Annotated in this window: 10 protein-coding genes; 7 read left to right on the top strand and 3 right to left on the bottom strand. The window is 72.4% G+C overall.

All coding sequences use genetic code 11. The annotated features are described in order from the left end of the window. Both ACZ6NZ_RS19835 and ACZ6NZ_RS19830 read left to right on the top strand, forming a co-directional pair. Nucleotides 1-777: a thioesterase II family protein gene (locus tag ACZ6NZ_RS19835; RefSeq protein WP_465859458.1), complete on the top strand. Its 777-nt coding sequence runs from the start codon at nucleotides 1-3 to the stop codon at nucleotides 775-777. A 314-nt stretch (nucleotides 778-1,091) separates the two neighbouring features. Then, on the top strand, nucleotides 1,092-2,384 hold the full coding sequence (locus ACZ6NZ_RS19830) for a multidrug effflux MFS transporter (RefSeq protein ID WP_465859457.1): 1,293 nt from the start codon (nucleotides 1,092-1,094) through the stop codon (nucleotides 2,382-2,384). Between the two features lie 47 nt (nucleotides 2,385-2,431). Here the strand turns inward: ACZ6NZ_RS19830 and ACZ6NZ_RS19825 are convergent, their stop codons facing one another. Next, a complete protein-coding gene (locus ACZ6NZ_RS19825; protein ID WP_465859456.1) occupies nucleotides 2,432-3,103 on the bottom strand; it encodes a hypothetical protein in 672 nt (223 codons plus the stop codon). Between the two features lie 23 nt (nucleotides 3,104-3,126). Here ACZ6NZ_RS19825 and ACZ6NZ_RS19820 point away from each other — a divergent pair, with 23 nt between their 5' ends. Together ACZ6NZ_RS19820 and ACZ6NZ_RS19815 are read left to right on the top strand one after the other, a co-directional pair. After that, nucleotides 3,127-3,645: an acyl-CoA thioesterase gene (locus ACZ6NZ_RS19820; RefSeq protein ID WP_203125586.1), complete on the top strand. Its 519-nt coding sequence runs from the start codon at nucleotides 3,127-3,129 to the stop codon at nucleotides 3,643-3,645. Between the two features lie 143 nt (nucleotides 3,646-3,788). Further along, nucleotides 3,789-5,786 (top strand): acetoacetate--CoA ligase, encoded by a 1,998-nt coding sequence (locus ACZ6NZ_RS19815; protein WP_465859455.1) that lies wholly within the window; start codon nucleotides 3,789-3,791, stop codon nucleotides 5,784-5,786. Between the two features lie 147 nt (nucleotides 5,787-5,933). Here ACZ6NZ_RS19815 and ACZ6NZ_RS19810 read toward each other — a convergent pair whose 3' ends face one another. Continuing rightward, complete coding sequence (locus tag ACZ6NZ_RS19810; protein WP_465859454.1) at nucleotides 5,934-6,623, bottom strand: TIGR03089 family protein; 690 nt, start codon at nucleotides 6,621-6,623, stop codon at nucleotides 5,934-5,936. Between the two features lie 154 nt (nucleotides 6,624-6,777). On the opposite strand from ACZ6NZ_RS19810, the gene ACZ6NZ_RS19805 reads away from it, so the two are divergent. Together ACZ6NZ_RS19805 and ACZ6NZ_RS19800 are read left to right on the top strand one after the other, a co-directional pair. Then, entirely contained in the window at nucleotides 6,778-7,923 is a 1,146-nt protein-coding gene (locus ACZ6NZ_RS19805) for a glycosyltransferase family 4 protein (protein ID WP_366610382.1), read from the top strand. Between the two features lie 63 nt (nucleotides 7,924-7,986). Beyond that, nucleotides 7,987-9,078, top strand: coding sequence for a mannose-1-phosphate guanylyltransferase (locus ACZ6NZ_RS19800; RefSeq protein WP_465859453.1), 1,092 nt, complete (start codon nucleotides 7,987-7,989; stop codon nucleotides 9,076-9,078). On the opposite strand, the gene ACZ6NZ_RS19795 is transcribed toward ACZ6NZ_RS19800, so the two are convergent. After that, the gene (locus tag ACZ6NZ_RS19795; protein ID WP_465859452.1) at nucleotides 9,047-9,664 is read right to left on the bottom strand and encodes an NUDIX hydrolase; all 618 of its coding nucleotides are present in this window, start codon (nucleotides 9,662-9,664) and stop codon (nucleotides 9,047-9,049) included. The two genes, ACZ6NZ_RS19800 and ACZ6NZ_RS19795, sit on opposite strands and share 32 nt — an antisense overlap. 374 nt (nucleotides 9,665-10,038) lie before the next feature. Here ACZ6NZ_RS19795 and ACZ6NZ_RS19790 point away from each other — a divergent pair, with 374 nt between their 5' ends. Further along, the gene (locus ACZ6NZ_RS19790; protein ID WP_465859451.1) at nucleotides 10,039-11,031 is read left to right on the top strand and encodes an ArsR/SmtB family transcription factor; all 993 of its coding nucleotides are present in this window, start codon (nucleotides 10,039-10,041) and stop codon (nucleotides 11,029-11,031) included. The last annotated feature ends 11 nt before the right edge of the window (nucleotides 11,032-11,042 follow it).

The following is an 11,042-nucleotide window of genomic DNA, read 5'->3' as shown; positions in this document are numbered from 1 at the left end:
GTGAACCGCCTCACCACCCACGCGCCCGCCCGCGCCCAGGGCTGGCTGGCCGCCGGGCCGCGCCGCCGCGTCACCCCCGCCGTCCGACTGATCTGCCTGCCGTACGCCGGTGGTGGGTCCTCCGCGTACCACGGGTGGCAGGAGCTGCTCGGCGACGACGTCGAGGTCTGCCCGGTCGAGCTGCCCGGGCGGCAGTCCCGCTGGCGTGAGCCGGCGTACACCGGGGTGCGGCGGCTGGTGGAGGCCCTCGCCTCGGCGCTGGCCCCCGAGCTGGGGGTGCCCTACGCCCTGTTCGGGCACAGTATGGGGGCGCTGGTCTCCTTCGAGCTGGCCCGCGAACTGCGCCGCCGCGCGGTGCCACCGCCCCGGGTCCTCTTCGCCGCCGGTGCCCTCGCGCCGGGGCTGCGGCGTACCTCGCCGAACATCCACGACCAACCGGACGCGGTGGTCGTCGAACGGCTGCGGGAGCTGGGCGGTCTGGACGAGGAGATCCTGGCCGAACCCGAACTGCTCGACCTGCTCCTGCCCGCGATCCGCGCCGACTTCGCCGTCTGCGAGACCTACGAGTACCGGCCGGAGCCGCCGCTGAGCTGCCCGATCGTCGCCTTCGCGGGGGACCGGGACCGGGAGGTGCCGCCGGATCGGGTCGCGCCGTGGCGGGAGCACACGTCGGCCAGGTCCACCCTGCACGTGCTGCCGGGCGGGCACTTCTTCCCGATGACGGCCCGGGAGGCTCTGCTGGACACCGTCCGGGCCACCCTGGCGGCGGGAAGTTAGACGCAGGGCGGGCTGGTCACCCGGCCCGCCCCGACCCGGCATGGTCCGGCAGGCGAGTCGCGCGGCGGACGGGGTGGGGTGACTCCCCACACACCGGGAACGTCACACACCGCCGGGGTGTTGCCGACCGAGAGGATCACCCTCGGATCATCGCGCCACCCGGCCACCCGGCCACCCCCACCACGACCCCTGCCTCGTCACATCCACGCTGCCCACCGCCGGGCACCCCACACCGGGACGCCGCGTCCGCGCGGCGCCGGTGACGCCCGCGCCGCCGCTCGTGACGACGCACCCGCTTCCGCAGAGAGATCGAAATGACAGAGCAGTTGGTGGACAAGACCGGACACGAACCAGCCGTCGCGCAGGAGGTGCTGCCCGGCGACCTGATGACCAACCGTCAGCGGGCGCAGCTCGTCCTGGTGCTGGGCGCCCTGATCGCGATCGGGCCGCTGACCATCGACATGTACCTGCCCGCGCTACCCGCCATCACGGCGGGCCTGCAGACCACCGAGACCGCTGTGCAATTGACGCTGACCGGCACGCTTGTCGGTCTCGCGTTGGGCCAGTTGCTGATCGGGCCGCTCTCCGATGTGGTCGGGCGACGGGTTCCGCTGCTGGCCGGTCTGACCGCGCACATCGTGGCATCCGTGCTGTGCGTCTTCGCTCCCAACATCGAGGTCCTCGGCGGGCTGCGCGTACTCCAGGGGCTCGGCGTCGCCGCCGCCACCGTGGTCGCGACGGCAGTGGTCCGCGACCTGTTCAGCGGTGCCTCGTTCGCCCGGATCTTCTCCCGGCTGATGCTCGTCATGGGCCTGGCGCCCATCCTCGCGCCGACGCTCGGCAGCGGCCTGCTGAGCTGGACCGACTGGCGGGGCGTGTTCGCGGCGCTGGCGGTGCTGGGCGCGCTGCTGATCGTCGTGGCCGCGTTCCGGCTTCCGGAGACCCTTCCGGTGGCGCGTCGGCGGCACGGCGGGGTGAGCGCCACCCTCCGCGACTATCGAGGGCTGCTCAACGACCGGGCGTTCGTCGGCCTTGTGCTGGTCGCCGGGCTGGCGATGGCCGCCCTGTTCGCGTACGTCTCGGGTTCGTCGTTCGTGCTCCAGCAGGAGTACGGCCTCGACGAGCAGCAGTTCGGCATCGCCTTCGGGGCCGGCGCGGTGGGCCTGATCGGGGCCACCCAGTTCAACGTACGGCTGCTGCGCCACTACACGCCGCAGCAGATCCTGGTCAGCGCCCTGATCGCCGGGACGGCAGCCGGACTGCTGCTGGTCATGTTCGCGGCGACCGGCATCGGTGGCCTGGGCACTCTGCTCGCGTCACTGTGGCTGGTCCTGGCCGCCGCCGGTCTCGCCCTGCCGAACGCGCCGGCACTGGCCATGAGCAGGCACAGCGAGGCCGCCGGCACCGCCGCAGCGCTGCTCGGCGCGGTGCAGTTCGGCATCGGTGCGTTGTCGGCGCCACTGGCCGGTCTGTTCGGCACCGGGGGCGTACCGATGGCGATAGTCATCGCGGGCGGCATGGCCGCCGCGCTGATCGTCATGCTCCTCGTCGTGCCCCGCGCCGGTCTCGGCACAGTCGACCCGGACCTGGCGATCGCGCTGCACTAGCCCGCACGAGACGGAGGGCGGGCCGGTCACCCGGCCCGCCCCGGCGATCAGCGGATCTCGGTGGTGTCCTCGGGGCGCGGTTGGCTGCGCGGTGGGGCGGACCAGGGTGATTCGCCACCCACCCGGCGGGGCAGCGGCTCGGTCGGTGTCGAGTCGGCCGGGTAACCGAGAGTGAGGGGTGCGGTGTCGCGCTCGGCGGGTGCGGGTGCCGGCCAGTCGGTCAACGTGAAGTCGTCGTTGCGGGGGCCTCCGTCCGACCCGGGGGTCGGTGCCGCGGCCGGTTCGGTCGCCGGCCTCGGCCACTGCCGCCACCGCTGTTGACTGAAGGTCGCCATCAGCAGCAGCAGACCGAGCAGGAAGAGCGTGCCGTTCTCCACGGGCAGTCGCAGCGGCAGCGGATCGCCGAACACCTTCCACGTGTGCGGGATCGCGTCCCGCACCGAGAAGGGCGCCACGAACATGCCGATGTACGGGGTGACCAGCAGCGCACCGGCCACCAACGGGCCCAGTGGCGAGAAGCGCAGCGTGCCGAGCAGGCCCAGCAGGACACCGCCGACACCGAGGTACACGGCCGGCTCGATCAGGTTGGCGGTGTTGAACGTGCCGATCTCCACCCAGCGGTCGACCGTCCGGCTCGACCCGTCCTGCCCCAGTGTGACCAGCACCCAGGTGATGGGCGCCACCACCAGCCCGGCGAGGAAGCTCCAGAGATGTCGCATCCGCGCACCGTACCGTTTTCGACATGACTGAGCACCTCTCCGCCCCTCCAACCGGCAAGCCGACGTCGTACTCGCGCGTCACTCTCAGCAAGATCATGACCGCGGTGGACGTGAACCTCTACGGCACCGTGCACGGCGGGGTCCTGATGAAGTTCGTCGACGACGTGGCCGGGGCCGCTGCCGCCCGACACAGCGGAGGGACCGCGGTGACGGCGGCGATCGACGAGATCGTCTTCTCCGAGGCGGTCCGGGTCGGCGACCTGGTGCACGCGCACGCCCAGGTGAACTGGACCGGCCAGACCTCCATGGAGGTGGGCGTGCGGGTGGTCGCCGAACGGTGGGACTCGGCCGAGGACGCGCCGGTCCGGGTCGCCACCGCGTACCTGGTGTTCGTCGGCGTGGACGTGGGTGGGGCGCCGCGGGCGGTCCGCCCGGTGCTGCCCGAGACGGCGGAGGACGAGCGCCGGTACAAGGAGGCGGAGATCCGCCGAGCGCACCGGCTGGCCCGCCGCCGCGCCATCCAGGCCCACCGCGCCGGCTGACCCACATGAGGTGACGGGTCGCAGTGTGGGACGGGCACGCGTCGGTTGGCCTACCCGGTGCGCAGAATGGCGCTTCGAGGTAGGGCAAGATGGCGCCACGGCCCAGTCACAGTGTCGTGTCGGGCCAGGGGGAGGGTGGAGCAGTGGGTGACATGCTGTGGACGCCGCCGGCGGACGTCCGTGAGCGGTCCCGGATCGGTGCCTACCTGCGCTGGCTGCGGGAGCACCGCGGGTTGGACTTCGCCGACTACGACGCGCTGTGGCGCTGGTCCACCACCGACCTGGACGGGTTCTGGCGCTCGATCTGGGACCACTTCGAGGTGATCGCGCACACCCCGCCGAGTGCCACCCTCGCCGAGCGGGGGATGCCCGGCGCCCGCTGGTTCCCCGACGCCACGCTCAACTACGCGGAGAACGTGCTGCGGATGCCGGGGCGGGCCGACGACGACCCGGTGGTGATCGCGCACGGGCAGACCCGCCCGCCGATCACGCTCACCGCGGGGGAGCTGCGCGAGCAGGTCCGCCGGGTGTCGGCCGGGCTGCGCCGGCTCGGCGTCACCGCCGGTGACCGGGTGGCGGCGTACGCCCCGAACATCGCCGAGACGTACGTCCTGCTGCTGTCCACCGCCAGCCTGGGCGCGATCTTCTCGTCCTGCGCGCCCGAGTTCGGCACCCGGAGCGTCACCGACCGTTGGCAGCAGATCGAACCGACGGTGCTGGTCGCGGTGGACGGCTACCGGTACGGCGACAAGCCGGTGGACCGGCGTGCCGAGGTCGCCGCGATCCGGGCCGCCCTGCCGTCGCTGCGCCACACCGTCAGCATCGGCTACCTCGACCCGACCGGCCCCGCGCCGGACGGCGCGCTGGGCTGGGCCGAGCTGGCCGCGCCCACCGACGAGCCGTTGACGTTCACGCCGGTGCCGTTCGACCACCCGCTCTACGTGCTCTACTCCTCGGGCACCACCGGGCTGCCGAAGCCGATCGTGCACGGCCACGGCGGCATCCTGCTGGAACACCTGAAGATGCTCGCCCTGCACCACGATCTGGGCCCGGCCGACCGGTTCTTCTGGTTCACCACCACCGGCTGGATGATGTGGAACTTCCTGGTCTCCGGCCCGGCGGTGGGGGCGGCCATCGTGCTCTTCGACGGCAACCCGGGGGTGCGGGCGGAGCCCGGCCGGCCGGCCGAGCCTGACCTGGGCGGGCTGTGGCGGCTGGCGGCGGAGACCGGGACGACGTACTTCGGCACCTCAGCGCCGTACCTGCTGGCCTGCCGTAAGGCCGGGTTGGTCCCCCGGGAGGTCGCCGACCTGTCGGCGTTGCGCGGCGTGGGCTCCACCGGTGCGCCGCTGCCCGCCGAGGGCTTCCGCTGGGTGTACGAGACCGTCAGCGACCACGTCCAACTCCAGTCGCTCTCCGGTGGCACCGACGTGTGCACCGGTTTCGTCGGCGGGGTGCCGCTGCTGCCGGTGTACGCCGGTGAGATCGCCTGCCGGGCGTTGGGCGCCAAGGTGGAGGCCCGTTCCGCCGACGGCACGCCGGTCATCGGCGAACTCGGTGAGCTGGTGATCACCGAACCGATGCCGAGCATGCCGGTGGGCTTCTGGAACGACCCGGAGGGCACCCGTTACGCGGAGGCGTACTTCGACGTCTACCCGGGCGTCTGGCGTCACGGTGACTGGATCACCATCAACGAGCGGGGTGGCTGCGTGATCACCGGCCGCTCCGACGCCACCCTCAACCGTGGTGGGGTGCGTCTGGGCACCGCCGAGTTCTACTCGGTGGTGGAAGGGCTCGACGAGGTCCTCGACTCGGTCGTCGTGCACCTGGAGGACGACGAGGGCGGCGCCGGTGAGCTGCTGCTCTTCGTGGTGCTGGCCGAGGGTCTCGAGCTGGACGACCCGATGCGCGCGAAGATCTGCCGTGAGCTGCGCACGGCGCTCTCACCCCGGCACGTGCCCGACGAGATCCACCAGGTGCGTTCGGTGCCCCGCACCCTCTCGGCGAAGAAGCTGGAGGTGCCGGTCAAGAAGATCCTCACCGGGACCCCGGTCGACCAGGCCGCCGCGAAGGGCGCCCTCGCCAACCCCGAGTCCCTGACCGCCTTCGCGGCCCTCGCCAAGTCCCGCCCCCAAACCTGACCCCCCGCCCTCGCCCCCGCCCCCGCCCCCCACTCCGTCGATCTTGCACTTTCTGTCGCGGCATACCGGGCGATCTGCGCATACCGGCAACCGAAACTGCAAGATCGACGGGGTGAGGGGCGGGGGTGAGGGCGGGGTGGGGCGGGGCTACGGGAGGGGGTGGGTGACTTTTTCTGCCGTCAACCTGTTGGCTAGGCGGGCTGGGTCCTGGTTGGCGCAGAGGACCACTGTGGCGGCTCGGGTCAGCGGGGCCAGCAGCCAGTCGACCGGGTCGGTGTGCCGGTCGGCGTCGACGAGGATCCGCGCGCCCGGATCGATGCCCAACTCGGTCGCGCGGGCCTCGGCCCGGGCCAGCAGGTGCGCGTCGGTGGGGCCGGGGCCGGATTGCGGAGTGAAGTGGTCACCGTGTCCGCGTACCTCGACGACGTAGTCGGCGAATCCGGGCGGCACCTGCCGGAGCGGGGCGGCCAGCGGGGCCAACCCGAGGGCGTACCGCTCGTCGGCGGACCAGGACTGCGCCTCGTCGAACCGGTCGGCGGCGGCGAAGAGCACCCCTACCTCGCCCGGCGTGTCGACGACGCTCAGCTTGGCCGACCAGCAGGCCAGCAGCACCGCCGCGGTCTGCCAGTGTGGTGGCAGCACCACGCCGGCCGGGGTGCCCGGCGCGAGGCCGACCTCGTCGACGAGGAGGTTGGCGGTCTTCGCCACCCAGTTCGCCAACGTGACGCCGGATAGTTCGGTGCGGTCGCCGGTGGCGTCGTCGTACCAGGTGAGCAGCGGTCGGGTCGGGTCGGTCGCGATCGCGTCGGCGAACACCCGGGCAATGTTGTCGGCCATCGGCGCGAACGATACGCCCCCGCGGGCCGTACTCGATGACGATGACAAGTCGGCGTACCGTCGGGTCGCAGTCAGCGTCGGCCCCGTGCCCCGGCGTAGGCTTTACCCCCGGAGTGTTGTTCCCCACAGTCTCGCCAGTACAAGGAGTCGCCCCGTGACCGCCGGTCGCCCGCCCCGCGTGCTCATCGACGCCACGAGTGTCCCCACCGACCGCGGTGGTGTCGGTCGATACGTCGACGGTCTGCTCGGCGCCCTCGGCAAGGTGTGCGGGTCGGGGGTGGAACTGGCGGTGGTCAGTCTCCGCACCGATCTGGAGCGGTACACCCGCATGCTGCCCGGCGCGGAGATCATCCCGGCCCCGGCCGCCGTGGCGCACCGCCCGGCCCGGCTCGCCTGGGAGCAGACCGGCCTGCCGCTGCTCGCCCAGCAGGTCGGCGCAGAGGTGCTGCACTCGCCCTTCTACACCTGCCCGCTGCGGGCCGGATGTCCGGTCACGGTCACCGTGCACGACGCGACGTTCTTCACCGAGCCGGAGCATTACGACAAGTCGCGCCGCACCTTCTTCCGCAGCGCCATCAAGACCTCGTTGCGCCGCGCCGACCGGGTGATCGTGCCCAGCAAGGCCACCCGGGACGAGCTGATCCGGTTGCTCGACGCCGACCCGACGCGGATCGACGTGGCCTACCACGGCGTCGACCAGGCTGCCTTCCACGCTCCCACCGAGGAGGAGAAGGCTCGGGTGCGAGCGCGTCTGGGGCTGGGCAACAGCAGCTACGTCGCCTTCCTCGGCGCCAAGGAACCTCGCAAGAACGTGCCCAACCTGATCCGTGGGTGGGCGCGGGCGGTGGCCGACCGGGTCGACCCGCCGGCCCTGGTGATCGCCGGTGGGCAGGGGCACGACGAGGACATCGACCGGGCGGTCGCCGAGGTGCCGTCGCACCTGCGTCTGCTGCGCCCCGGCTACCTCCGCTACGCCGACCTGCCAGGTTTCCTCGGCGGTGCCCTGGTCGCCGCGTACCCGTCCTACGGCGAGGGGTTCGGGCTGCCGATCCTGGAAGCGATGGCGTGCGCCGCCCCGGTGCTGACCACGCCGCGGCTCTCGCTGCCCGAGGTGGGCGGCGACGCGGTCGCGTACACCTCGGAGGACCCGGAGCAGATCGGCATCGACCTGGCCGCCCTGCTCGACGACGAGCAGCGGCGGTTGTCGCTGGCGAAGGCGGGGTTCGACCGGGCCAAGGAGTTCACCTGGGAGTCCAGCGCCGAGGTGCACATCTCCGCGTGGAGTCGCGCCCGTTCCTGACCCTCCGCACCGCTGCGGGTGACCCGTGCCACTTTGGGCAGGTACGTCGGGCATGATGTGCGGATGCTTTATGCGGTCATTCCGGCAGGTGGCAGTGGCACGAGGTTGTGGCCGTTGTCCCGCGCCGGCCATCCCAAGTTCCTCCACCCGCTGACCGGCACGAGCGCCTCGTTGCTCCAGGCGACCGTCGAACGGCTCGCGCCGCTGACCACACCGGACCGGATCCTCGTGGTCACCGGTGCCGCGCACGTCACGGCGGTGGCCCGGCAGTTGGCCGTGCTGCCGGAGGAGAACATCCTGGTCGAGCCCTCCCCCCGGGATTCCTGCGCGGCGATCGCGTTGGCCGCCGCGGTGATCGCGACGCGCGACCCGAACGCGGTGATGGGCAGCTTCGCGGCCGACCACCTGATCCGCGACCCGGACAGCTGGGTCTGCACGGTCCAGGAGGCGGTCCACGGAGCCCAGCAGGGAATGCTGATGACCGTCGGGATCACTCCGACCCGTGCGGAGACCGGCTACGGATACCTGGAGACCGGCGATCCGACCGAGGGTGTGCCGTGGCGACCGGTAACCGAGTTCAAGGAGAAGCCGGCCGCCGAGGTCGCCGAGGCGTACGTCCGTTCGGGCCGGCACCTGTGGAACGCGAGCATGTTCGTGTGGCGGGTGGACGTCTTCCTCGCCGAGCTGGCCCGCCAGCAGCCGGCGCTGCACGCCGGCGTCGCCTCGATCGCCGCCGCCTGGGGCACCCCGGAGCAGGACGACGTCCTGGGCGCGATCTGGCCGACCCTGCCGAAGATCTCCGTCGACTATGCGGTGATGGAGGGTGCGGCCACGGCGGGTCGGGTCGCGACGGTGCCGGGCGACTTCGGTTGGAACGACGTCGGTGACTTCCACACCCTCGGCGACGTGCTGTCGGCCGACGACGCGGGCAACGTGGTGCTCGGCTCGGAGGCCAAGCCGGGCGTGCTGCTGCGGGACAGCAGCAACCTCGTGGTCGTCCCGCAGTCGGGTCGGTTGGTGGCGGTGCTCGGTCTGCGCGACCTGATCGTGGTGGACACCCCGGACGCGGTGCTGGTCTGCCCGCGCGACCGGGCGCAGGACGTCAAGGGCCTTGTCGACGAGCTCAAGGGGCGAGGCGAAGAGGGCTACGTCTGAGGGCGGCGAGGGCCGGTGCGACCAGTTGCGCGGTCCCGCCGGCCAGCGGCTCGGGCAGTTGGTCCGGTGGGAACCAGCCCAACTCCTCGGCCTCGTCGCTGACCTGCTCCACGGCCGACGGCGGGGCGATCACCGCGAACCGGACGTCGTAGTGCGCCGAGCCGCCCTGACACTGCACCTGGTGCACGTCCACGTCGATCGGCACCGGGTCGATGCGCAGGCCGGTGATCCCGGACTCCTCGGTGGCCTCCCGGAGCGCCGCGCCGACCAGGGTCTGGTCGGTCGGCTCGCAGTGCCCGCCGAGCTGCACCCACCGCCCGAACTTGCCGTGCAGGCAGAGCAGCACCCGGGAGCCGGTGGCGTCCAGCACCAGGGCGCTGGCGGTGACGTGCCCCGGGCGGTGCTGCCGGCTCATCGCGACCGGGCCGGCGGCGAGCAACGCCAGGGTCCGGTCCCGCGCGCCGGCCGCGTCCGGGCTGGTGGGCTGCCAGCCCTCCAGCAACGCGGCGGCGTCGGCGTGCAGCGCCTGGTACGTCTCGGGGTCGGTCGGCTGGGCGGTCGGGCCGGTGATCACGGTGTCGGGCACCCCGCCACTGTACGAGCGTGTGCTCCGTATGCCGGCTCGGTGACCCTGCGACTCGGCGAATTCGTGGTGGCCGGTCGCGCTCCGGGTCGGTTGAGCCGGCGCGGGGGCGGGATGACCGGACGGCACCTCTGCGGAGCAAGGGCCGCAGACCCTCGTGGTGCCGTCCGATCACCGGGGCCTCCCCGGTCCCGGTGCCCCCGGGCAGCACGGGCGTCAAGGACGCGCGGCGCCGTGTGCGGGCATGGGAAGCATGCCCAACCGGCCCACGAGGCGTCGAGGTTTTTCAGTCCAGGCTTAAAGATGGAGATTACTGCCGGCCAGGTAGAGTCGAACGGTCATCCGGCATCCCCCTGTCGGCGACACAGGAGCGCTCCATGCTGAAGATCCACTTTTCTGGGGAGGACATCCTCCGGACCCGGGTGGCGCCGGCGGCGGACCCGGTCTGGGAGCTGGTCCTCAGCCTGCACGTGTTGCGCGGCCGCACCCGCGATCCGCTGACCGCCAACTGGCGACGCAGCGTGGCCCGGGATCTGCGTCAGGACTCCGCCTCCGAGCAGCTCCGCCTGCTCTTCGCGTTGAACCCGCCGCGTGGCTACTTCCCCGACTTCCTCACCCCGTACGCCAGCGTCGAGGGCTTCGAGGCCGGGCTGGACGCGCTTCGCCGCACCCCCGCCGAGCTGCTGCACCGGGACCTGAGCGTGCTGGCTGCCGAGAATCAGCTGCCCTCCTCCGCGGCCGCACTCGCCCGCGGTGAGCTGTCGGCGCTGCACCATCTCGCCGAGTCGATGGAGCAGTACCGGTCGCTGGCGATCAGCCCGTACTGGAGCCGGATCCAGGCCGCGGTCGCGGCGGACCGGACGCGGCGGGCGCGGGCGCTGCTCGACGGCGGCGTGGAGGGCCTGCTCGCCAGCCTCCGCCCGGCGATGCGCTGGGAGGGCGGTGTGCTGGAGGTTCGCGGCTACCCGCACACCAGGGAGATGCACCTGGACGGCCGGGGGCTGCTGCTGGTGCCGTCGTTCTTCTGCGCTGCCACCCCGGTCGCGCTGCTCGACCCGGCGCTGCCGCCGGTGCTGGTCTACCCGGTGGACCGGCTGGGCGCGCTGGTCTCCGCCGACTCCGACGCCGCGTCCGGTGCCGCCCGCGAATCACTCGCCGCGCTGCTGGGTCGCACCAGGGCGGCGGTGTTGCAGGCCAGCGACGAGGGCTGCACCACCGGGGAGGTCGCCCGCCAGCTCAACATCTCACCGGCGGCGGCGAGCCAGCACGCCACGGTCCTGCGCAACGCCGGTCTGCTGGTCAGCCACCGTGAACGCAACAGCGTGCTGCACACGTTGACCCCGCTGGGCCGGGCCATGCTGGACGCGTGACCCGGCCAGCT

The sequence above is a fragment of the Micromonospora sp. NPDC047756 genome (assembly GCF_055587245.1).
Note: the sequence above shows the minus strand (reverse complement) of the source record. Positions and strands in the feature narration are given on the sequence as shown.

Coding starts and splice junctions, on each gene's coding strand:
- ACZ6NZ_RS19790 (WP_465859451.1), top strand. CDS start 10,039: ATGCTGAAGATCCACTTTTCTGGGGAGGACATCCTCCGGACCCGGGTG.
- ACZ6NZ_RS19800 (WP_465859453.1), top strand. CDS start 7,987: ATGCTTTATGCGGTCATTCCGGCAGGTGGCAGTGGCACGAGGTTGTGG.
- ACZ6NZ_RS19810 (WP_465859454.1), bottom strand. CDS start 6,623: ATGGCCGACAACATTGCCCGGGTGTTCGCCGACGCGATCGCGACCGAC.
- ACZ6NZ_RS19830 (WP_465859457.1), top strand. CDS start 1,092: ATGACAGAGCAGTTGGTGGACAAGACCGGACACGAACCAGCCGTCGCG.
- ACZ6NZ_RS19820 (WP_203125586.1), top strand. CDS start 3,127: ATGACTGAGCACCTCTCCGCCCCTCCAACCGGCAAGCCGACGTCGTAC.
- ACZ6NZ_RS19825 (WP_465859456.1), bottom strand. CDS start 3,103: ATGCGACATCTCTGGAGCTTCCTCGCCGGGCTGGTGGTGGCGCCCATC.